The organism is Luteipulveratus flavus (genome assembly GCF_029439465.1).
Classification (GTDB): domain Bacteria; phylum Actinomycetota; class Actinomycetes; order Actinomycetales; family Dermatophilaceae; genus Luteipulveratus; species Luteipulveratus flavus.
In genome coordinates this window covers 39182-61198 of record NZ_JAROAV010000044.1, presented here as the reverse complement: position 1 = coordinate 61198, position 22017 = coordinate 39182, and the positions used below count along the sequence as shown (strand labels likewise).

The window sequence follows — 22017 nt, the reverse complement described above, 5'->3', positions numbered from 1 at the left end:
CATGGGCTATCGCGAGGGGCACATCGACCGAGTGATTCGGGATGCCCAGGCGCGCGGTGACTTCGACAACCTGCCGGGTGCCGGCAAGCCGCTCGACCTCGGCGACATGGGCGACCCCGACTGGTGGGTGAAGCGCTGGGTCCGCCGCGAGGGCATCGACACCTCGCAGGCGCTCCCCGGTCCGCTCGCCCTACGCAAGGAGCGCGAGGGTTTCCCGGAGTCGCTCGCCGACCTGGCCACCGAGCAGTCGGTCCGCGTGGTGCTGCAGGACTTCAACCGCCGCGTCCGCGACGAGGTCCTGCGCCCGACGTTCGGACGGCTGTCGCGTCCGGTGGTCGTCGGCGTGGACGTCGAGGCGATGGTGCTGCGGTGGCGTGAGCTGCGCGCCGAGCACGTGGCCGCCTCCCCCGCTCCTGCACCGGTCGTGCCGGCTCCGCGCCGACGCCGGTGGTGGTGGCCGTTCGGGGCTGGGCGCGCCGGATCCGCGTGAGTGCCGGGCGCCGTCGCCGGTCCGGGGAGTGCGATAGTGCTGCCCATGGAGCCACGGACCGTGCTGCTCGTCCGCCACGGGCAGGCGTCGTTCGGCAAGAGCGACTACGACCGGCTGTCCCAGCTCGGCCACCGGCAGGCCCGCCTCCTGGGTGAGGACCTCGGCCGCCGCGGCTGGACCCCCGACCGGATCGTGTGCGGCAGCCTGAAGCGGCACCAGGAGACCGTCGCCGAGATCGCCGTCGGCGCCGGCTGGGACCTCGAGCCGGAGACCGACGCCGACTGGAACGAGCTCGACCACGACGCGATCATCAGCGCGTACAAGCCGGCGTACCGCCACCTGCTCGTGCTGAAGGCCGACATGGTCCGCACGCTGCGGCCGAGGGCGGCGTTCGAGGAGATGTTCGAGCAGGCGATCCTGCGCTGGGTCTCCGGCGAGTACGACCAGGAGTACGCCGAGTCGTTCCCGGCGTTCCGCAGCCGGGTCGACGCCGCGCTCGACCGCGCGCTGGAGCAGCCCTACTCCCGGCAGCTGGTGGTGAGCTCCGTCGGCTGCATCAGCCGGGTCGCCTCACGCGTGCTCGCCGGCGGCGACATGAACGTCTGGAAGCAGTTCGCGTTCAGCGGGGTCAACACCGGCGTCACCCGCGTCGTGCTCGACCGGCGCGGCCCCCAGCTGTTGACGTACAACGAGATCGGCCACCTCGACGCGCTCGACCTCGCCAGTCAGCGCTGAGGGTCGCCGAGGCCTCCGGTCTCCTGCGCCCGGCGCAGCGGGCCGTCCGGCAGGTGGGCGAGGACGCCGGCCTGGTCGGCCTCCGGCTTGTCACGGCTCACCTTCGCCTTGGCCCGGACGTCGGTGACCCGGACCTCCAGCCCCGTGATCGCGCGCAACCGGGTCCGGACGTACTTGTCCGGGGCGTCGGTCACTGACCACGGCGACTCCCGCTGCGACTCGTGGTGACTCGTCAGAGCGGTGACGGCGTCCAGCACCCACTCGGGGTCCTCGTGCAGGTGGATCGTGCCGCGCAGCTGGACCTCGGTGTAGTTCCAGGTCGGGACCACGCGGCCGTGCTCGGCCTTGGAGGCGTACCAGCTCGGCGTGATGTACCCGTCCGGGCCGCGGACGACCAGCAGCGCCGCGGCCCCGTCGACGATGCGCTCGCACTGCGGGTTGGCCCGGGCGATGTGCGCGATGACCCGGTCGCCCTCCCACAGGACGGGCAGCGTGGTCGCGTCCGGAGCACCGTCGGCGCCGACGGTGACCAGGCTCGCGACGGCCGCCTGCCGGACGAACGCCTCGATCTGCGGCCGGTCCTCGACCGCGGTGTGGGCAGGCAGGTACATGTCGCCACGGTACGTCCGCCGGGACGTGCGACGGTCCTGGGTCCCGCGCGGTGGACGCGGGACCCAGGACCGTCGACGGCGTCCCTCAGCGCGGCGCGGTGCCGGTCCGCGCCACCTCGTCCGGATACTCCTCGTAGTACTCGACGTACCCGTCGGTCGAGCTCTTCAGTACGAGCACCGGGTCCGACCCGTGGGTGTAGCCCTCGTTGCGCAGCTCGACCTTGAGGCTCTTGAACGTCGAGGTCTGCTCCAGCGAGCGGACGACGCGGATGAACAGCGGCACGGCGTACGACGGCAGCGCGCCGTACAGCTTCTCCGCGAACTCCTGACCGCGCAGGTCCACACCGTGCTGGAGCACGACCGCGGCCATGCCGGCGCGCCCGTCGGTGCCGGGGATCTCGACGCCGTAGACCGCGCAGTCGGACACGCCGGGCATGCGGCCGAGCGCCGCCTCGACCTCGGTGGTCGCGACGTTCTCGCCCTTCCAGCGGAAGGTGTCGCCGAGCCGGTCGACGAACGCGATGTGCTGGTGACCCTGGTGGCGGACCAGGTCGCCGGTGTTGAACCAGCAGTCGCCCTTCTTGAAGCCGTCGCGCAGCAGCTTCTTCTCGGTGGCGCCGTCGTCGGTGTAGCCGTCGAACGGCTGCTGGTCGGTGACCTTCGCCAGCAGCAGCCCGATCTCCCCGGTCTTGACCGCCCGCAGCCGGCCCTTCTGGTCGCGCACCGCCTCGCCGGTCTCGAGGTCGTACTCGACGACCTTGTACGGCAGCGGGCAGGTGCCGGCGGTCTCGTCCAGGCCGTAGGCGTTGATGAAAGCGATGTTGCACTCGCTCGCGCCGTAGAACTCGGCGATGCGCTCGATGCCGAAGCGCTGCTGGAAGTCGTGCCAGATGTCCTGGCGCAGACCGTTGCCGACCACGACGCGCACCTGGTGCTCGCGGTCGATCGGGCGCGCCGGCTGCGACAGCAGGTAGCGGCACACCTCGCCGATGTAGACGAACGCGGTCGCCTCGTACGCGACGATGTCGTCCCAGAAGCGGGACGCCGAGAACTTGCGGCCGATCGCCATGGACGCACGGCCGGCGAGCACCGAGCTCAGCGCGACCGTCACGGAGTTGTTGTGGTAGAGCGGCAGGCAGCAGTAGAGCGTGTCGTCCGGACGCAGCCGCACGCCGAGCCCGCCGAGGCCCGAGTACGACTTCAGCCAGCGGAAGTGGCTCATGACGCTGGCCTTGGGGAGGCCGGTCGTGCCCGAGGTGAAGATGTAGTACGCCTTCTCGCTCGCCTGGATCTGCTTGGTGATCCGCGGGTTCTCCTCCGAGGCGCCCTCGGACTTGGTCCGCAGGTCGGCGAAGGTGAGGACGTTCTGGGCGGTCCCGGCGTCGCCGGCACTGCTGAGCACCTCGAGGCAGTCACCGGAGACGAGCACGACGCGGGCGTCGAGGATGCCGAGGCTGTGGGCGAGGGTGTCGCCGCGCTGGTTGTAGTTGAGCAGGCCCGCGACCGCGCCCAGCTTGACCGTCGCCAGCATCGCCAGGACGGTCTCGAGCTCGTTGTGGGCCAGGATGCCGACCACGTCGCCGCGGCGTACCCCCTGCTCCTGCAGGACGGTGGCGTACCGGTTGACGGTGGCGTTCGCCGACCCGTACGAGACGACCCGGTTCTCGAACTTCAGGAACGGGCGGTCGGGCTGCTTGGCCGCGATGCGCTGGAAGAGGTGGCCGATCGACTCCTTCGCCGTCGGCTTGCGGGTGATGAGCCCGCGTCCTTCCTTCAGCACGATCCCGAGATCGGGGGTCAGGCGCATCAGGCCCTTGCCGACATCGAGCAGTCCGACGCGTTGGCGCGTCTGCACACTCATAGGTGCTCCCTTCGCAAATCCCGCGGAATGTTACTTACTTCACGGTAACTGCGCGCGTCCTGGCCGTAGCCCGTTCACGATGCGAACGCTCCCACCCGGCAAAGGTTGGTCGCCGGCACAGCCATGCGTATGCCGACCGCCACTTTTCGCCGCTCCCCGGCAAAGGTTGGTCGCCGGCACAGGCATGCGTGTGCCGGCGACCATTTTTTGCCGGAGGGATCGGGTCGGTCACGGGGTGGGTGCGGCGGCGGGCTCGGGCTCCCGGACGGCGGGCAGGCAGGCCAGGGCGAGCAGGATGCCGGCGCCGACGGCGAGCAGGGCGTGCAGCACCCCGACGTGCTCGCCGAGGAAGCCCAGCAGCGGCGGGCCGGCGATGAACGCGGTGTACCCGATGGTCGCGACCACCGACATCCGGGCGTGCGCCCGGCGCGGGTCGTCCGACGCCGCGCTCATCCCGACCGGGAACCCGAGGGCCACGCCGACACCCCAGACGGCCGCACCGACGTACGCGAGGGGCGTGCCGCCGAAGACCACCAGCAGGCTGCCGGCCGCCGCGGCGACGAACATGACGCGCAGCACGGGTACGCGACCGTGCCGGTCCAGCAGGGCCGTCCCCGCGAGACGCCCGAGCGTCATCGCGGTGAGGAAGACCGCGAAGGCCAGCACGCCCGCCCAGCTGGGCAGCTCGTGACCCTCGACGAACGCGACGGACAGCCAGTCGTTGGCCGTGCCCTCGGTGAACGCGGCGACCAGCGTCACCAGGCCGATGAGCAGCGTGCGCGGCTCCCGCCAGGCGCTGCGTCCGGCGGCCTCCTCCGGCTCGTCGTCGGTGTCCGCCGACGCCACGAGTCGGAAGCCGCGCGAGGTCAGCAGCATCGCCCCCAGGATCAGCACCAGCATCACGGGCAGGTGGACGCCGACGCTCACACCCGCGGCCGATGCGCCGGCGCCGATCAGGGCGGACAGGACCGTGCCGCCGCTGAACGCCGCGTGGTAGCGCGGCATGATCGAGCGCCCGAGCTGGTGCTCGACGTGGGCGCCCTCGAGGTTCATGGCGACGTCCCAGATGCCGATCGCGAGACCGGCGATGAACATGCCGACCGCGGCGACGGGAGCCGACTCCAGCAGGGCGACCGCGAGGCCCGCCCCGCCGACGCCGACGGTCGCCGCGCTCGCGCCGAGGAGCACCGCGCGCCGGACGCCGAGTGCCCCGGCGATCCGTCCGGACAGCGGCAGGCCGACGACCGCGCCGAGCGACATCGCGAGCAGGAGCAGCCCCAGCTGCTGGCTGCTCAGCCCGAGACCGGCCTTGACGTCCGGGATGCGGGAGGCCCAGGTGGCGAACGCCGCACCGTTGAGCGCGAACGTCGCGTACACCGCGCGAGAGGTGACGGCGACGTCCGTCGGGTCAGCGGCCGAACGCTGCTGCGTCCCCTCGTCCGTGCGCACTGCTGCTCCTCCCGGGGCTCGACGCTGCGGCCGACCCGCGGCGTCGAATCGATTCGATGACGTTCGATTGTCCGTCGGCCCCACAGGCGCGTCAAGCGGGGCCGACGGTGCCAGACTGGGCAGCGGAGGCCGACCATGGACGATGCCGTGTCATCCGAGTCATCCCTGAGCAGACCCCTGGTCGTCGGGTACGACGACCACCCGGCGAGCCGGCGCGCGCTCGAGCACGCGGTTGAGCTCGCTCAGCGCCTCGACGTGCCCCTGCACGTCGTGCACGTCGTCGACACCGAGGACATGCCGATCGACCCCGACTCCATCACGTGGAGCGAGGAGGTCCGGCTGCGCGGGCGCGACCTCGCCGATCACGTGGCGGGCCTGGTCCCCCTGCCGCCGGACCGGTGGACGTACCGCTCGGGCACGGGCCCGGTCTGGCCGACCCTGCTCGAGGCGGCGACCGAGACCGGCGCATGGCTCGTCGTCGTGGGCCAGCACACCCACGCGAAGGGGGTGTCCGCCGCGATCGGGCGCCTGCTCACCGGGCGGCGCGCCACCGCCGTCACCGACTCGCTGCTGCGCCACGGCACGTTGTCGGTGCTGGTCGTCGGTGGGCCCGTCGGCGACGACACGGGCGAGGAGTCGCCGGGCACAGACCGACCGACTGGCTAATCTGGCGCGGTGCCGGCCGACCAGGATCCCGCGGCCCGGACGCCCCGGGCGACGCTGCGGGACGTCGCACTGCGTGCCGGCGTAGCCATCTCGACCGCTTCGCTCGTCTACAGCGGGAAGAAGCCGGTGGCCCCCGCCACGGCGGAGAAGGTCCGTGAGGCCGCCACCGAGCTGGGCTACCACGGCCCGGACCCCATCGCCTCCTCGTTGCGCCAGGGCCGCTCCGGTGTCATCGGCGCCGTCGTCCCGTCCAGGCTGCTGCACGCGTTCCGTGACCCGTACGCCGTGACGATGTTCGACGGTCTCGCCGAGACGCTGGGCGACCTCGGGACCGGCCTGTTGCTCATGCCGGAGTCGGCCCCTGGCAGCGAGCCACCGCCCGGGTCGAACCTCGCGGTGGATGCGGTCGTCTTCCTGCTCTCGAGCGAGGAGGCGCACCCGCTCGTCCCCGAGCTCGTCGGTCGCGGCATCCCTATGGTGGGCACCGGATCGCCGGTCGACCCGCACATCGTCCAGGTACGCGTCGACGACCGGAGAGCGACGGCAGCCCTCGCGCGGCACGTCCACGAGCTCGGCCACCGGCACGTCGGGCACGTGCTCATGCCGCTGCAGCCCGACCAGGTCACGCGCCGCGTCACGAGGGCCGAGGTCGCGGAGGCGACCCTGCCGATCACGCGCGAGCGCGCCGAGGGCGTCCGGGACGTGTTCGGCGACGTCCCGATGGTCAGTGCCGCCGAGGCGGACATCGAGGCAGGCCGCGCAGCCGCCGACCTGCTGCTCGGGCTCGACCCGCGCCCGACCGCGATCCTGGCGCAGAGCGACCTCCTCGCGGTGGGAGCGGTCAGGGCCGCCGAGGCGCGTGGGCTGCGCGTCCCCGAGGACGTGTCGGTGTCCGGCTTCGACGGCGTCGAGCTGCCGTGGCTCGGACGCCGGCTCACCACCGTCGACCAGCGGCCCGCCGAGAAGGGCCGGCTCGTCGGCGAGGCGTTGCGCCACCTGCTCGCGGGCGAGTCGGTGGAGGACGTCGAGCTGGACGCGCCGCTGCGCCTGGGCGACACCACCGCTGCCCCACCCCGACCGGCGCCCCCGACACCGGGTCCGCCAGGATGACCGCCATGAGCGAGGTCGTGGGAGAGCTGCGGGACGGACAGCAGGTCGTGCGCGCCGAGGTGTCCCACCTCCCCGCGATCGTCGACCTGCTCACCGACGACCACCTCGGCAGCGCCCGCGAGCGCCCGGCCGACGACCCCGCGTACGCGGCGGCGTTCGAGGCCATCGCCGCCGACCCGAACCAGCTGCTCGCCGTCGTGCTCGCCGACGAGACCGTCGTCGGCACCCTGCAGCTCACCTTCATTCCCGGCCTGTCCCGCGGCGGCGCCCTGCGCGCCCAGATCGAGGGCGTGCGCGTCGCGGCCTCCCAGCGCGGGTCGGGCCTCGGCTCGGCGGCCTTCGAGTGGGCGATCGAGTACGCCCGCGAGCGCGGGGCCGCCCTCGTCCAGCTCACCACCGACAAGAGCAGGCCGCAGGCCAAGACGTTCTACGAGCGGCTCGGCTTCGTCGCCAGCCACGAGGGAATGAAGCTGCCGCTCTGACCGGCCCCGTCGGGCGCCGACCTGTGTGATGCTGGTCACTACGGAAGTAGTGACCAGACAGGAGCGGCCATGGACCTCGCCGAGCTGCGACTGGCGCGGACGTTCGCCACCGAGCTGTACCGGGCCAAGCTGCAGACCCAGTACGCCGGGCGCATCCAGCGTGACCCGCTCGCGCGCGTCGGGCTGCGCCCGTGGCACCGCGACCCGTACCCGTTGTACGAGACCGTCCGCGCTCGTGGACCCGTCTCCCCCGGCCGGTTTCCCGGCACCTTCGCCAGCGCCACGCACGCGGTGTGCAAGGACGTGCTGCGCAGTCGCGAGTGGGGGACGAGCGCCCGCGAGCAGCCGGGCCGGTCCTCGGGCGAGTTCGACCTGTCGCTGCTGGAGCTGAACCCGCCCGACCACACCCGCCTGCGCCGGGTCGCCGCGCCGGCCTTCACGCCGCGCCGGATGGCGTCGTACGAGCCGAGCATCGAGAAGCAGGTGCACACCTACCTCGACTCCGCCGCGCGGCAGGGGCGGTTCGACCTGCAGCGGACGCTCGCCGCGCCGCTGCCGATCATGGTCATCAGCGAGCTGCTCGGCATCCCGGACGCCGACAGCGACACCTTCATGACGTACGGCACCGCCCTCGGCAAGGCGCTGGACGGCATCGGCTCGATGCGGCACGCCCATCAGGCGTTCGGGGCGAAGCAGGCGCTGGAACAGATGTTCACCCGGCTGCTGGCCGAGCGCGAGGCCGACCCGCGCGACGATCTCCTGACCATGCTCGCGGGCGAGAAGGGCAGTGGCATCCGGCCCGAGGAGATGCTGCCGCTGTGCCAGCTGCTACTGGTCGCCGGCTTCGAGACGACCGTCAACCTGATCGGCAACGCCGTCCACCAGCTGATGCGCCACCCCGAGCAGTGGCGGATGTTGGCCGACGACCCGTCACTGGCGCCGCGGGTCGTCGAGGAGACGCTGCGGTACGACCCGCCGGTCCAGTTCACCTCACGAGTTGCATTGCAGGACAACGAGATCGGTGGTCACCCGTTCCGGAGTGGTGAGTGGCTGATCACGGTGATCGGTGGCGCGAACCGCGACCCCGAGGCGTTCGCGCGGCCCGACGAGTTCGACATCACCCGCACCGACGGGTCGGACCACCTCGCCTTCTCCGCCGGTGTCCACTACTGCGTCGGCGCCCCGCTGGCCCGGCTCGAGGCCGAGGTCGCGCTACGGGTCCTGGCCGAGCGGATGCCCGGCCTGCGCCTGGCGGGCCGGGTCCCCATGCGGACCTCGCGAGTCATCCGCGGCGTCCGCCGCCTGCCCCTGACCGCCTGACCTGCTGAACAGGCCCGACCGCCGGGCCCGCCTCGCGCGGCGCAGGGGGGTAACTGAGTCACTCGAATCCGACCCACATGCACGTCGGTCAGACTCGGGTGACTCAGTTGTCTGGCCGGGTCTGCTGGTCGGGCTCGGCGCATATGCGGTTGCGTGGTCTCGGGGCGCCTCCGTACGGTGGCGCTCACCATGAAGCACTGACTCCTCACCTGCTCGCGTCCGCGGCCGACGCCCGGCGAGCGCCCTCACCACCTCGCCGACCGGCGTACGACGTCCGGTGCCGTGCCGCAGGAGTCCTTCATGTCCATCTCCCTCGTCGTCCGCGACCTCAGCAAGTCCTACGACACCCGTCTCGTCCTGGACGGCATCGACCTCGTCGTCTCCCCCGGCCAGCGTGTCGGGCTGATCGGCGAGAACGGCGCCGGTAAGTCCACCCTCATCCGCATCGTGGCCGGCCTCGAGCGGCCCGACGGCGGTGAGGTGACCACCCCGCCGGACCTGGGCCACCTCGCGCAGGACAGCGGGCTCGACACGTCCTCCACCGTCGGGGAGGTACTCACCGACGCGCTCGCCCCGCTGCACGGCGCCGTACGCCGGATGGAGGAGCTGGCTGTCGACCTCACCGCCGCGGGTGCGGCCGAGGAGTACGACGCGCTGCTCACCTGGGCTCAGCTGCACGACGCCTGGGACGCCGACCGGCGGGCCGAGGTGGCCGCACGTCGGCTCGGCCTCGCCGCGGTCGAGCGTGATCGACCGGTCGGCGAGCTGTCCGGCGGCCAGCGCACCCGGCTCGCGCTGGCGGCGCTGCTGACGCGTCGGCCGGAGTGCCTGGTGCTGGACGAGCCGACCAACCACCTCGACGACGACGCGCTGGACTTCCTGGAGTCGCAGCTGGTCTCGCTGCCCGGTGTCGTGCTGGTCGCGAGCCACGACCGAGTCTTCCTCGACCGGGTCTGCACGGCGGTCGTCGACCTCGACCCGGCGCACCTCGGCACCGACGGCGAGGGCGGCCGCCGGTTCACCGGCTCGTACACGACCTACCTCACCCACAAGCGGGACTCGCGGCGCCGGTGGGAGGAGGCGTTCGAGGCCCAGCGCGACGAGCTCAACGCACTGCGGGTGAGGACGCGGACGACGAACCTCGACATCGCGCACAACCGCCCACCGCGCGACAACGACAAGTTCATCTACGGGTTCAAGGGGCAGAACGTGCAGACGACGATCCGTCGCCGCATCCGGGACGCCGAGCAGCGGATCGCGGCCATCGAGCGCGAGCTGGTGCCGAAACCTCCTGCGCCGCTGGAGTTCTCGGGTTCGTTCTCGGCGGACCGCGCCGGGAGCATCCGCGCCCGGTCGCTGCAGGTTCCCGGACGGGTGGCGCTCGCGCGGCTGGACGTCGCCGCCGGTGAGCACCTGCTGGTCACCGGTCCGAACGGTTGCGGCAAGTCCACGCTGCTCGCCGTTCTGGCCGGGCGGCTCGCCACCGAGGGCGACCTCGTCGTCCAGGCGAGCCGCGTCGGCCTGCTCGAGCAGGACGTCGCGTTCCCCGACCCGAGGCGTACGTCACGGGAGGTGTACGACGACGCCGCACCGGCTCGTCCGCTGTCGGACCTCGGGCTCATCCACCCGCGGGACGTGAACCGCCCGGTCGGCGACCTCAGCCAGGGCCAGCAGCGGCGGCTCGCGCTGGCCGTCCTGATCGCACGACGGCCGGACCTCCTGCTGCTCGACGAGCCGACGAACCACCTGTCGCTGGCGCTGGTCGACGACCTGGAGGACGCCCTCGGAGCCACCCCGGCGACCGTGGTGATCGCCAGCCACGACCGGTGGCTGCGGCGTCGCTGGGAGGGTTCGCACCTGGCGATGCCGTAGCCGTCCCGGCCACCCGGACGAGCAGACGACCCTCCTCGGTGCGAACGACCCTGCACGTGCGGGGTCGTTCGTGCCGAAGAGGGTCAGCGTGCTGAGCGCGTCCCCCGATCACTCACGTGATGTCGCTCGGCGCGACGAACGCCGCCGTGTCGAAGTAGGTGGCGAAGCGGGCAATCTTGTCCTGGTCGTCGAAGGTGAGCAGCGAGACCCCGGCGTACTCGATGGGCCGGCCGGTGGCGAGCTCGCCCGTGGACTGCCACTCCAGCACGGCCTCGTCGCCCGCCTCGCGCACCGAGATGAACTCCGTGGCGCTACTGGCGAGCGGGGAGAGGTAGTGCTCCCAGAATTCCGCCGGGTCCGCACCGTCCTGACGCCGAGCGCCCTCGACCTCAGGACGCCTCAGCCCAGCACCGCCCGGTCGAATCGTCACGGCGCGGCGGGCCGCAGCGGTGGGGCGCACTCGCGAACGTCGACACCGCCGTACGCCGCGTCGGGCAGCCGGGCCGCGACGGCCAGGGCGTCCTCCTCGGAGTCGCACTCCACGACCATGAAGCCCGCGAGGTGCTCCTTGGCCTCGGCGAGCGGTCCGTCGGTGACGTACGGCTCGTCGTCCTCGCCGCGCCGGACCACCCGGCTCCGGGAGGGGTCGGCGAGACCGGCTCCGTCGACGTACCGGCCGTCGGCGTGCAGCTGCTCGCCGAGGGCCATGGTGCCCTCGCCGATGGCGCCGCGCTCCTCGTCGGTCAGCTGCGCCCAGCGTTGCGCCGAGCTCCGGATCAGCAGCATGTACTTCACCCGCCCCACCCTGACCGACCACCGCACCGATGTCGAGATCGCGCGGCCGGCTCCGACGTACCCGTGTCATCGCAGGAACCACCGTCGCAGGAGGAGCCATGACCATCCGCCACCGCACCGCCGACACCACGCCCCGGCTGAACAGCCTGCTGCTGGGCTCGACGAACCCCGACCGGCTGCGCGCCTGGTACGCCGAGGCGTTCGGCGTCGAGGCCGACCGGTGGGGGTTCGTCGAGCTCGGGCCGACCGGCGTCATGGCCGACCCGCGGGACGACGTCGCCGAGGCCTCCGCCGAGCCCGGCCGGGTCATCCTGAACCTCGACGTCCCGGACGCCAAGGCCGCCGTCGAGCGCATCGAGAAGGCCGGTACGACCTGGGTCGTGCCCCTGGAGGAGCGCGAGCCGGGCTGGTTCGCGACGTTCACCGACCCGGACGGCAACTACGTCCAGGTCATCCAGATGAAGCCCGAGATGGAGCGGGAGATGCTCGCCGAGATGCGTCGCGACTTCACGCCGACGCACCCGTTCGTCGGGTTCGCGGTGGACGACATCCCCGCCGCGCAGGCGTTCTACCGGGACACGCTCGGCCTGGACGTCAGCGAGCAGAACGACATGCTCGCGATCTGGCTGAGCCCCGCCGAGAGCGTGCTCGTCTACCCGAAGCCGGGGCACGTGCCGGCGCAGCACACCATCCTCAACGTCCCGGTCGACGACATCGACGACGCCGTCGACAGCCTGACCGAGGCCGGCGTCGAGATGATCCGTTACGACGGCTTCGGCCAGGACGACAGGGGCATCGCCCGTGGCGACGAGGGGCCGCCGATCGCGTGGTTCACCGACCCGGCCGGCAACATCCTGTCCGTCCTGCAGCTGCAGTGACAGGATCGGCAGCGATGCGCTTCCTGATGCTGATCCACGACAACCCGCGCCGGTGGGAGCACCCCACGTTCGCCCAGCACGGGTCGCCGCCGGAGGACATCGCGCGCTGGCAGCAGGAGCTCGACGACCTGCTGGCCGAGCTGAACGACTCGGGCGAGTACGTGAGCGGGCTGCCGCTCGCGGACCCGGCCCGCAGCCGTACGGTCCGGGTCGTCGACGAGGAGATAACGGTCGTCGACGGCCCGCTCGCCGAGGCCAAGGAGCAGCTGGCGGGGTACATGGTGCTCGACTGCGCGTCGTGGGAACGGGCCGAGGAGATCGCGGGACGGTTCCCCTCCAGCCGGTTCGGTCCGATCGAGCTGCGGCCGGTCATGTTCGCCTCCGGCGCGGAGATGTGAGCGCGCAGGCGTACGACGAGCTGTGGCGCGAGCTGACCCCTCAGGTACTCGCGGCGGTCGTCCGGCGGTACGGCCACTTCGAGCTGGCCGAGGAGGCGGTGCAGGAGGCGCTGCTCGCCGCGTCCACCCAGTGGCCGCGCGACGGGCTGCCCAACGACCCGCGCGCCTGGCTGATCTCGGTGGCCGCTCGCCGGACGACCGACCTGCTGCGCAGCGAGGGCGCCCGCCGGCAGCGGGAGGAGTCCGTCGCCGTCCTCGCCGGGTCGCCGCCGGACGTGTCCGGCGGCGACGACACGCTCACCCTGCTGCTGCTGTGCTGCCACCCTGCGCTGTCCCAGGCCTCCCAGGTCGCGCTCACCCTGCGCGCGGTCGGCGGCCTGAGCACCCGGGAGATCGGGCAGGCGTTCCTCACGCCCGAGGCGACGATGGCGCAGCGGATCAGCCGGGCCAAGAAGAAGATCCGCGATGCGGGCACCACGTTCGAGCTGCCCGGCCGCGAGGAGATGGACGAGCGGCTCGACGCGGTGAAGCGGGTCATCTACCTGGTGTTCAACGAGGGGTACGCCGTCTCCTCCGGCGAGGCCCTGCAGCGCGGCGACCTCACCCGCGAGGCGATCCGGCTCGCTCGGCTGCTGCACCGGGCCCGGCCGATGGACGGCGAGGCGGCCGGGCTGCTCGCGCTGCTGCTGCTGACCGACGCCCGCCGTCCCGCCCGGGAGACCGAGGACGGCCGGCTGGTCCCGCTGGACGAGCAGGACCGCACGCGGTGGGACCGCGCCGCCGTCGCCGAGGGGGTCGGCCTGGTCACCGATGCGCTGCGGCGCTTCCCGCTCGGCCCGTACCAGGTGCAGGCCGCCATCGCCGCGGTCCACGACGAGTCGCCGACCGCCCGGGAGACCGACTGGCCGCAGATCCTGGCGCTGTACGACGTGCTGCGGGTGGTCCAGCCGGGGCCGGTCGTCGAGCTGAACCGCGCGGTCGCGGTCGCGATGACCGACGGCCCGAAGGCCGGGCTGGCGGCGCTCGACGCGGTGGAGGACGACCGAGTGATCGAGCATCACCGGTTCGTCGCCGTACGAGCCCACCTGCTGGAGATGGCCGGCGATCCGGCCGGCGCGCGGACGGCGTACGAGCGGGCCGCGGACCTGACCACGAGCATTCCCGAGCAGCGCTTCCTGCTCGACAGGGCCGCGCGCTCGTCCGGATCCGGCCCCTCGCAGGGGTGACGGAAGGGCCTTTCGCGGGTACGCATCCGGCACGGGGTTCGCGACGAACCACTGCACGATCCACCTGGACGACACCTGAGGAGAGGTTCGATGACGACCATCACCGGAGCGACGGGTAACGAGATCCACTACGAGACCGCCGGCGCGGGCCGCCCGGTCGTGCTCATCCACGGCTGGCCGCTGAACGGCGACTCCTGGGAACCCCAGCGCCGACCGCTCGTCGACGCGGGCTTCCAGGTCGTCACGTACGACCGTCGCGGCTTCGGGCAGTCCGCCAAGCCCGGGTCGGGGTACGACTACGACACGTTCGCCCAGGACCTGGACGCGCTTATGACCGCACTCGACCTGCGCGACGTCACCCTCGTCGGGTTCTCGATGGGCGGCGGCGAGGTGGCTCGCTACGTCGGCCGGTACGGCACCGACCGCCTGCGCAGCGTCGTCTTCGCGGCGGCCGTCCCGCCGTACCTGCTCAAGACCGACGACAACCCCGACGGCGGCCTCGGCGAGGACGACGTCACCGGGATGAAGGACGGCCTGGCGAAGGACCGCGAAGGCTTCCTGCAGGACTTCCTCACCACCTTCTTCACGGCCGACGGCACGGTCGCCGTCGGAGAGGAGGTCGTGCAGACCGCGCTCGCGCAGGCCGCCCAGGCCGACCTGGACGCCGCCCTCGCGTGCATCGACCAGTTCAGCCGCACCGACTTCCGCCGGGACCTCGAGGCCGTGGACGTCCCGACGCTGGTCATCCACGGCGACGCCGACGCGATCGTGCCCTTCGAGGTGTCCGGGAAGCGCACGGCCGCAACCGTGGAGGGCAGCGAGCTGACGGTCATCGCCGGCGGACCGCACGGCCTGAACGCCTCGCACACCGACCGGTTCAACGAGGCGCTGCTCGCCTTCCTCTGAGCGGGCGGGCGGCGTCGGGCCTCCGGGCGCCTCCGGGCGGCCCCGGGGCTCCCCCGGGGCGGTCACTCGCCGGTCACGGCCGCGGGCAGCCGGCGCGCGATGAGCACCGCGGCGACGGCCAGGCCGACCGCGGCAACCGGCTGCGCCACCTCGACGGTGAACCCGGCCACCGCGAACAGCGGCAGCAGCACCGCGTAGGCCAGGCCCGGCCCACGCAGCCCGCTGCGGCGCAACGACATCCCCAGCAGTACCGCGCCGGCGGCCAGCAGCAGCAGACCGACGACCGCCGTCAGCACCAGCGGCGTGCCGTAGACGTCGTCGTTGAGAGGGACGACCCCCGCGGCGCCGTCGAGGTAGGCCCGGCCGATCGCCGGCTGGGCGAACGCCGCCGCGCCGAACACCGACGCGGTCACCACGTTGCCCATCACCGTGCCCGTCAGCCCGGCGAGGGCGAGGCGCGGTGCCGGGCCACGGACGAGATAGGCGCACGCCGCCGTCGCGCCCAGCACTCCGAGGCCGGCGCCGCCGATGCTGGCCAGCAGGTGACCGGCGAGGAAGCCGCCGGTGGTCACGTAGCGGGCGTAGCCGTCGAAGTCAGCGGCGTAGTCGGGCTGGTGGGTGAGGGTGCCGAGAGCGAGCAGCAGCCCGTACGCCGGGAGCAGCCACAGCCCGGCGCGAGCGACGCGATCGACGACGGCGGCGGGATGGTGGGACAGGCGGGTGATGGCAGCCATGAGATGCTCCACTTCAGACGGACTGTCCGTCTGATTGAATGATGCGAGCCTCACCGCAGGAGGTCAAGTGCCGAGGACGTACCGGATGGGCGCGCGCGCCGAGGCCGCCGAGGCGACGCGCGACCGGGTGGTCCACGCCGCCCGGGACCTGCTCGTCGAGGAGGGCTTCCACCGGATGTCGGTGGACGCGGTCGCCGCTCGGGCCGACGTGGCCCGGGCGACCGTCTACCAGCGCTTCGGGTCGAAGGCCGGGCTGCTCGAGGCCGTACTCGTCGACCTGGAGGGCCGCGCCGGCCTGGCCGGGCTCGCCGAGCTGGTCGCCACGGCTCCGCCGGACCGGCTGGTGGCGGAGGTCGTGACCGCCGGCTGCCGGTACTGGGCGACCGATCCCGACCTGTGCCGGATGATCCTGGCCGTCGCCACCGCCGACCCGGCCACGGCGTCCGTGCTGCGTGACCACGACGCCGGGCGGCGGACGCTGCTGCAGCAGGTCGTCGCGCGGCTCGGACACTCCGGGGACGCCGCCGACGAGGCGCTCGACGTGCTGTGGGTGCTCACGAGCTTCGACGCCTTCGACCTGCTCAGCCGCGACCACCGCGCCGCAGCGGAGCGGCTGACGACGATGGCCCTCCGGTCGCTGCCGCCGGCCGCGAACCGATCCGGAGCCGCGGAGGATCCGCGCTAGATCAGCGCGTCCCGGCGAGCGATGGCGGCGGCCTCGGTGCGGGTCGCCGCGCCGACCTTGGCCAGGATGTTCGAGACGTGCACGCTGGCGGTCTTGGCGCTGATGAACAGCGCCGTCGCGATCTCGCCGTTCGTCCGCCCTTCCGCCACCAGGGTGAGCACCTCGCGCTCCCGCGGCGTGAGGGCGACCTGGGCGTCGTCCGTGGGCTGCGAGGTCCGGCGCCCGCGGGCCGCCGCGGCGAGCAGCCCTCGCGCACCGAGCCTCTCGGCGGTCTCGCGCACCTGGTCCAGCAGCGCGCGCGCCTCGGGCCGACGGTCGGCGGCCGCCAGCACCTCGGCCAGCCGCAGCCGCGCCACGGCCACCTCGAACGGGTGGTCCGCCTCGTCGAAGACGCGGACGACGTCCTCCCAGTGCGTGACGAGCTCGTCGGGTACGGCGCCGCGGCCCGCCCACTCGAACCGCGCCAGCTCGGCACGCGCCCGGCTGACCCAGGCGCGGGACTCCAGCCCGAGCGCGTCCTCCGTACGACGCTTGGCGACGACGTCCTCCACGGCGGCGGCCAGTGCACCGACCCGCTCCGCGTACGCACGAGCCTTGACGCGACCCTGGACCACCGCGGTCGTGATGTGCCCGATCGCCAACGCTGACAACCGGATCCGCGCGTCGAACGACGGCAGGCACCACACGGAGGTGAAGGTGTCGACGGTGTCGTCGTAGACCTGCAGCATGCTGTCGAGGTCGCCGTTCGCGCCGTATACGTCGACGGCCACGGCCGAGGTGTGCACGCAGACGAACATGTCGCGCTGCCACAGCGGACGCAGCGCCGGGAGGGCGTCGAGCACCCTGGGCTCACCGCGCCCCGCGTCCCGGACCATGCGGACGGCGTTGGCGGTCGCCTCCACCAGGGGCGGGAGCCGGTCACCCTTCTCGGCCGCCAGCAGCCGGTCGGCCGCGTCCCACTCGCCGACCATCAGCGCGTACAACGCTCCGAACACGCGTGTCTCAATGCCGAACGGGTCGGTGACGTGGCCGGTCTCCCGGGCGCGTTCGTACCCCCGCACGTGGGTGAGGTAGGCGTCGCGGAACCGGTCCAGCCGGGCCTGGACGCGGGCCAGCTGGTGCAGCGCGCGCAGCTCGGCCGAGGCGTCCTGGGCGTCCCGCGCCCGCTGCACGACGTCGATCAGCGCCTCCTCGGCCCGCGCCGGGTCGCCGGTGAAGTCGTCGAGCCGGGCGAGCGAGGTCAGCGCGTCGGTCACCAGCCCGGGGAGGTCGAGGTCGCGGGCCAGGGAAGCGGCCTCGGTCGCCGCGAGCACCGCGCCGTCGAACTCGTCGTCGCAGATGAGCGCCCGGGCGAGGACGGCGTAGAGCGCGGCCAGGACGGGGACGGGCTCACCCGCCTCCACCCAGGAGATCGCCTCGCGGACCAGCGGCGTCCCGACGTCGGGGACGTCCGCCAGCACCCGCGCCCGGACCAGGGCCACCACCAGCTCGGCCCGCTCGCGCAGGTCGCCGGTGTGCCGCTCGTACGCCTCGCCGGCCAGGTCGGCCGCGCGGTGCGGGTTGCCCGCGGCGACCAGGGCCCGGGACGCCTTGACCACGAGCGCGGCGGCGGGCTCGGGCGGCACGACAGCGGGGTGCTCGGCCAGCATGGACAGCGCGTCCTCGTAGTGGCGGGCGGCGTCGGCCGGCCCCGCAGAGGCCATCGCCTCATCGCCCGCCCGGACGGAGGCCTGCACCGCCAGCTCGTGGTTGCCGGCGGCGCGCGCGTGTCGGGCCAGCGCGGCGGACGCGCTCGCACCGGTCCGCTCGCGCAGCGCGTCGGCGAAGTCCCAGTGCAGCTGGACGCGCTCGCCCGGGAGCAGGTCGTCGTACACCGCCTCGGCGAGCAGGGCGTGCCGGAACGCGTACTTGCCGGTGGTGGTCACCTCGAAGACGTGGCTGTCGACGACGGCTCGCAGCGCCCGGTCCAGGTCACGGCCGGACAGGGCGACCACCTGCGCGAGCAGGACGTGGTCGACCGCGCGGCCGGCGACGGAGGCGGCGCGGACGACGCTGCGCGCGTCGTCGTCCAAGGCGTCGATGCGGACGAGGAGCAGGTCGGCGAGCTCCTCGGACAGCCGATGGCCGCCGATCTCGGACGCGGCGAGCAGCTCCTCGGCGAAGAAGGGGTTGCCGCCGGCGCGCTCGACGATGGTCGTGGCGTCCTCGGTGGACGTACTCGGGCGCAGCTGGTGCAGCAGGTCACGGACCTCGGCGTCGGTCAGCGGGTCGAGCATGAGGCGGTGCATGCCGGGCAGGCGCGACCACTCCGCCAGCTTGGGACGCAGCGGGTGGCGGCGGTGCAGGTCGTCGCTGCGGTAGGAGACGACGAGCGAGACGGGCCCCTTGAACCGCCTGGTGAACAGGAACGTCAGCAGCTCGCGGGTCGAGCGGTCCGCCCAGTGCGCGTCCTCGATGACCGCGACCACGGGCGTCGTCTCGGCCAGCTCCTCCAGGACCATGTGGACCGCGTCGAAGAACGAGCCGCGGTCGCGGGGCAGGTCGGCCGGCACGTCCCGCCGGTAGAACTCGGGCAGTACCGAGCCCAGCAGCGGACGGTCGGCGACGATCCGCTGCGCGAGCTGGTGGTCGTCCTGCGCGAGCCGGGCGAACATCTCGGCGACCGGCAGGTAGGGCGCGCTGCTGTCGCCCAGGTCGAGGCAGTGACCCAGCAGCACCCGAGCGCCCGCGTCCTGGGCCCGCCCGGTGAGGGCCGTGAGCAGGCGCGTCTTGCCGACGCCGGCGTCGCCGCCCAGCAGCGTGAGGGAGGGGGTGCCGGACTCCACCGCCCGAGTCGTCAGGTCGGCGAGCTCGTCGGTACGGCCGACGAGCGGGCGATCGGACTCAGGCAGGGGCGGCACCCCCTCATTCTGACGCGCTCCCCCGACAGGTGCGTCGTCACGTTCCGTCATGCCCGTCAGTGGGCGGCCGCGCGGTGCGCCCGCTGGGATCCCGAGTCGTGGAAGCCCAGCGGCTGAAGCGTGCGACGTGCCAGCCGGCGCAGCGCCAGGTCCCAGCCGTGCGCGACGGCGTGGTCGTGAGCGATCTTCTGCTGCCGGTAAGCGATCTCGGCGTCGATGTGGGGGCCGTAGTAGCCGGTCATCGTCTTCTCCTGTGGTGGTTCGTGTGTGCTGACACCACTGAGATTCGTCGGCTGAGGTACCCCGCCACATGAGGCACCTGTCTCATCTTCGCCACTGCAGACCGCCTTAGGCCCGCCATCACCCCACCTCAGACCGCCGGTACGGCGACTCACCCTCGCCCGTCGAGCCGGGTGAGCGCGCACACCCACCGCTGGTTGAGCCGGGCGAGCGTGCACACCCACCGCTGGTTGAGCCGGGCGAGCGCCCAGCGCGAGCCCGAGTCGAAACCACCGCCGCCGCGGACGGCCGGTCTCCCCGCACGTCGCCAGGTTTCGACACGGCCCTCGGCCAGCGCCTCGGACCGGCTCGACCAGCGTCTGACCTGTAACCGGTTTCGTCGGCGATACGCGTCGCCGACGGCCGCGCCTCACCGGCAGAAGTTGGCCGCCGGCACAGCCATGCGTGTGCCGGCGGCCAACCTTTGCCGAGGGGCGACGGCTCTCCGGGTGGCGGCTACTCGACGGTGACGGACTTGGCGAGGTTGCGGGGGCGGTCGATGTCGTGGCCGAGGGACAGCGCCGCGTGGTACGCGAGCAGCTGCAGCGGGATCGTCAGCAGGATCGCGTCGAGCTCGTCCTCGTTCTTCGGGACGACGATGCGGGCGGCGTCCAGCTCACCGAGGTCGACCCCGTCGTGGGTGACCACCAGCAGCGGCCCACGCCGGGCGGCGATCTCGTGCGCGGCACCGATGTTGCGCTCCAGCAGGTCGTCGCGCGGCACGATCGCGACCGTCGGCAGCTCCTCGGAGATCAGGGCCAGCGGGCCGTGCTTGAGCTCGCTGGTCTGGTACGCCTCCGCGTGCCGGTAGGAGATCTCCTTGAACTTCTGCGCACCCTCGCGCGCGACGGGGAACCCGCGCACCCGTCCGATGAAGAACAGGCTCGGCGCGGCGGCGACCTTCTTGGCCACCTCCGCGATGGTGTCCTCCTGCTCGAGCACAGCAGCCACCTGGTCGGGAATCTGCTTGAGGCCATTGATGATCCGCTGACCGTCGGCGAACGAGAGGTCCCGGACGCGGCCGAGCGCCACGGCCAGCATCGCGAACCCGACCGCCATGTGCGTCAGCGCCTTCGTCGAGGCGACCGCGACCTCCGGGCCGGCGTGCAGGTAGACGCCGCCGTCGCACTCGCGGGCGATGGACGAGCCGACGACGTTGACGAGCCCGACGACCCGGCCGCCCTTGCGCTGGATCTCCCGTACGGCGAACAGCGTGTCGGCGGTCTCGCCGGACTGGCTGACCGCGACGTACAGCGTGTCGGGCTCGATGATCGGGTTGCGGTAGCGGAACTCCGACGCCGCCTCCGAGTCCGCCGGGATGCGGGCGAGGTCCTCGATCATCGAGGCGCCCATCTGACCGACGTAGTACGCCGACCCGCAGCCGAGGATCTTCACCCGCCGGAAGGCCCGCAGCTCGCGCGGCTCCAGCTGCAGGCCGTCCAGGCGCGCGGTCGCGAACCGGTCGTCGAGACGTCCGGTGAGCATCCGGCGTACGGTCTCGGGCTGCTCGTGCATCTCCTTGTGCATGAAGTGCTGGTGGCCGCCGATCTCCAGCTCCTCCGCCGAGAGCTCCAGCGTCTCAGGGGTTTTCGCGACGGACGCCGCGTCAGCGGTGAAGGTGTGGAACCCGGACGCCGTCACCGTCGCGAGCTCGCCGTCCTCGAGGTGGACGACCTGGCTGGTGTGCCGGACGAGCGCGGCGACGTCGCTGGCGATGAACATCTCGCGCTCCCCCAGACCGAGCACCAGCGGCGAGCCGTTGCGGGCGACGACGACGCGGTCGGGATGGTCCGCGTCGAGCACGGCGATCGCGTACGTGCCGGTCACCTGCCGCAGCGCGTCGATCACCTTGTCCTCCAACGACGTCGCGTCCGAGCGCGACACCAGGTGAGCGAGCACCTCGGTGTCGGTGTCGGACGCAAGGGTCACGCCGTCAGCGGCCAGGCGCTCGCGCAGCGCGGCCGCGTTGTCGAGGATTCCGTTGTGCACCACCAGGACTCGGCCGTCCTCGCTGGCGTGCGGGTGGGCGTTCGCCTCAGTGGCCGGGCCGTGGGTCGCCCACCGGGTGTGCCCGATGCCGACCGTGCCGGCGAGACGCTTCGGCATCGCGGCCTCCAGGTCGCGGACCCGCCCGACGGTCCGTACGGCCCGGGGCTTTCCGGAGGTGAGCACGGCCACGCCGGCGGAGTCGTAACCCCGGTACTCCAGCCGTGACAGGCCCTCCACCAGCAGTGGCGCGGCATGCTGCCGACCGACGTACCCCACGATTCCGCACATGTTCAGGCTCCTTGGTCTGCCCCGCCCGACCGGTGACGGTCAGCCGTAGACGATCCGGCGCAGCTGGCGTTCGCTCAGCCGCGGTGCGGCCACCCGCCGGTCCTCCAGCTCCTCGGCGAGCGTCGCGAAGATCTCCGCGTTGCGCGCGCCGTACGTCTGCAGGTGGGCGTGCCGGCGACGGACGAACTGCTCGACCGTCTCGCCGTAGAACGCGAGGACGTCGTCGACGACACGGGCCGCCTCGGCAGGGCTGAGCCCGGTGGAGGCGGCCACCCGGTCGACGAGATCGCGTTCGGCCACGACAGAACTGTGCCCTTCGGGAGGAGGAACGCCAAATACCTGC

At 72.7% G+C, this 22017-nt stretch carries 22 protein-coding genes; 12 read left to right on the top strand and 10 right to left on the bottom strand.

The features are described 5' to 3' along the window. The first annotated feature begins 1 nt into the window (after position 1). Together P4R38_RS17100 and P4R38_RS17095 are read left to right on the top strand one after the other, a co-directional pair. Positions 2-490, top strand: a complete 489-nt coding sequence (locus P4R38_RS17100; protein ID WP_277193222.1) for a DnaJ family domain-containing protein — start codon at positions 2-4, stop codon at positions 488-490. Positions 491-535: 45 nt separating this feature from the next. Further along, positions 536-1225: a histidine phosphatase family protein gene (locus P4R38_RS17095; RefSeq protein WP_275237308.1), complete on the top strand. Its 690-nt coding sequence runs from the start codon at positions 536-538 to the stop codon at positions 1223-1225. On the opposite strand, the gene P4R38_RS17090 is transcribed toward P4R38_RS17095, so the two are convergent. The 3 genes from P4R38_RS17090 to P4R38_RS17080 all read right to left on the bottom strand — a co-directional run bounded on the left by P4R38_RS17090 (position 1216) and on the right by P4R38_RS17080 (position 5146). Next, positions 1216-1836, bottom strand: a complete 621-nt coding sequence (locus P4R38_RS17090; RefSeq protein WP_277193221.1) for an FMN-binding negative transcriptional regulator — start codon at positions 1834-1836, stop codon at positions 1216-1218. The genes P4R38_RS17095 and P4R38_RS17090 overlap by 10 nt on opposite strands. Positions 1837-1921: 85 nt before the next feature. After that, the gene (locus P4R38_RS17085) at positions 1922-3697 is read right to left on the bottom strand and encodes a long-chain-acyl-CoA synthetase (RefSeq protein WP_277193220.1); all 1776 of its coding nucleotides are present in this window, start codon (positions 3695-3697) and stop codon (positions 1922-1924) included. Positions 3698-3925: 228 nt separating this feature from the next. After that, complete coding sequence (locus P4R38_RS17080; RefSeq protein WP_277193219.1) at positions 3926-5146, bottom strand: MFS transporter; 1221 nt, start codon at positions 5144-5146, stop codon at positions 3926-3928. 147 nt (positions 5147-5293) lie between these two features. Here P4R38_RS17080 and P4R38_RS17075 point away from each other — a divergent pair, with 147 nt between their 5' ends. The 5 genes from P4R38_RS17075 (at position 5294) to P4R38_RS17055 (ending at position 10596) form a co-directional block, all read left to right on the top strand. After that, on the top strand, positions 5294-5812 hold the full coding sequence (locus P4R38_RS17075) for a universal stress protein (RefSeq protein ID WP_275239273.1): 519 nt from the start codon (positions 5294-5296) through the stop codon (positions 5810-5812). Between the two features lie 9 nt (positions 5813-5821). Continuing rightward, on the top strand, positions 5822-6922 hold the full coding sequence (locus P4R38_RS17070) for a LacI family DNA-binding transcriptional regulator (protein ID WP_277193218.1): 1101 nt from the start codon (positions 5822-5824) through the stop codon (positions 6920-6922). A 5-nt stretch (positions 6923-6927) separates the two neighbouring features. Further along, positions 6928-7404 carry a GNAT family N-acetyltransferase gene (locus P4R38_RS17065; RefSeq protein WP_277193217.1) on the top strand — a complete coding sequence of 159 codons (477 nt, stop codon included), beginning with the start codon at positions 6928-6930 and terminating at the stop codon, positions 7402-7404. A gap of 69 nt (positions 7405-7473) precedes the next feature. Continuing rightward, on the top strand, positions 7474-8724 hold the full coding sequence (locus tag P4R38_RS17060) for a cytochrome P450 (RefSeq protein ID WP_277193216.1): 1251 nt from the start codon (positions 7474-7476) through the stop codon (positions 8722-8724). Positions 8725-9024: 300 nt separating this feature from the next. After that, on the top strand, positions 9025-10596 hold the full coding sequence (locus tag P4R38_RS17055) for an ABC-F family ATP-binding cassette domain-containing protein (protein WP_277193215.1): 1572 nt from the start codon (positions 9025-9027) through the stop codon (positions 10594-10596). Between the two features lie 112 nt (positions 10597-10708). Here P4R38_RS17055 and P4R38_RS17050 read toward each other — a convergent pair whose 3' ends face one another. Together P4R38_RS17050 and P4R38_RS17045 are read right to left on the bottom strand one after the other, a co-directional pair. Next, positions 10709-11026 carry a nuclear transport factor 2 family protein gene (locus tag P4R38_RS17050; protein ID WP_277193214.1) on the bottom strand — a complete coding sequence of 106 codons (318 nt, stop codon included), beginning with the start codon at positions 11024-11026 and terminating at the stop codon, positions 10709-10711. Then, entirely contained in the window at positions 11023-11382 is a 360-nt protein-coding gene (locus P4R38_RS17045) for a YciI family protein (RefSeq protein ID WP_277193248.1), read from the bottom strand. The genes P4R38_RS17050 and P4R38_RS17045 overlap by 4 nt, the downstream gene beginning before the upstream one ends. 107 nt (positions 11383-11489) lie before the next feature. Between P4R38_RS17045 and P4R38_RS20070 the strand changes: the two genes are divergently transcribed. From P4R38_RS20070 to P4R38_RS17020, 4 genes are all read left to right on the top strand, one after another. Further along, on the top strand, positions 11490-12269 hold the full coding sequence (locus tag P4R38_RS20070) for a VOC family protein (protein ID WP_346770768.1): 780 nt from the start codon (positions 11490-11492) through the stop codon (positions 12267-12269). 14 nt (positions 12270-12283) lie between these two features. Continuing rightward, entirely contained in the window at positions 12284-12667 is a 384-nt protein-coding gene (locus tag P4R38_RS17030; protein WP_277193213.1) for a YciI family protein, read from the top strand. Then, the gene (locus tag P4R38_RS17025; protein ID WP_277193212.1) at positions 12664-13893 is read left to right on the top strand and encodes an RNA polymerase sigma factor; all 1230 of its coding nucleotides are present in this window, start codon (positions 12664-12666) and stop codon (positions 13891-13893) included. Before P4R38_RS17030 ends, P4R38_RS17025 begins: the two co-directional genes overlap by 4 nt. Positions 13894-13983: 90 nt before the next feature. Beyond that, entirely contained in the window at positions 13984-14799 is an 816-nt protein-coding gene (locus P4R38_RS17020; protein ID WP_277193211.1) for an alpha/beta fold hydrolase, read from the top strand. Positions 14800-14861: 62 nt separating this feature from the next. Here P4R38_RS17020 and P4R38_RS17015 read toward each other — a convergent pair whose 3' ends face one another. Beyond that, entirely contained in the window at positions 14862-15533 is a 672-nt protein-coding gene (locus P4R38_RS17015; protein WP_277193210.1) for a hypothetical protein, read from the bottom strand. Between the two features lie 67 nt (positions 15534-15600). Between P4R38_RS17015 and P4R38_RS17010 the strand changes: the two genes are divergently transcribed. Then, a complete protein-coding gene (locus P4R38_RS17010) occupies positions 15601-16218 on the top strand; it encodes a TetR/AcrR family transcriptional regulator (RefSeq protein ID WP_275239259.1) in 618 nt (205 codons plus the stop codon). Here P4R38_RS17010 and P4R38_RS17005 read toward each other — a convergent pair. The 4 genes from P4R38_RS17005 to P4R38_RS16990 form a co-directional block, all read right to left on the bottom strand. Then, a complete protein-coding gene (locus P4R38_RS17005; RefSeq protein WP_277193209.1) occupies positions 16215-19118 on the bottom strand; it encodes a helix-turn-helix transcriptional regulator in 2904 nt (967 codons plus the stop codon). The genes P4R38_RS17010 and P4R38_RS17005 overlap by 4 nt on opposite strands. Positions 19119-19174: 56 nt before the next feature. Next, entirely contained in the window at positions 19175-19360 is a 186-nt protein-coding gene (locus tag P4R38_RS17000; protein ID WP_277193208.1) for a hypothetical protein, read from the bottom strand. Between the two features lie 493 nt (positions 19361-19853). Continuing rightward, on the bottom strand, positions 19854-21674 hold the full coding sequence (gene glmS, locus P4R38_RS16995) for a glutamine--fructose-6-phosphate transaminase (isomerizing) (protein ID WP_277193207.1): 1821 nt from the start codon (positions 21672-21674) through the stop codon (positions 19854-19856). Between the two features lie 39 nt (positions 21675-21713). Then, positions 21714-21974 carry an HU family DNA-binding protein gene (locus P4R38_RS16990; RefSeq protein ID WP_275239255.1) on the bottom strand — a complete coding sequence of 87 codons (261 nt, stop codon included), beginning with the start codon at positions 21972-21974 and terminating at the stop codon, positions 21714-21716. Between the last annotated feature and the right edge of the window lie 43 nt (positions 21975-22017).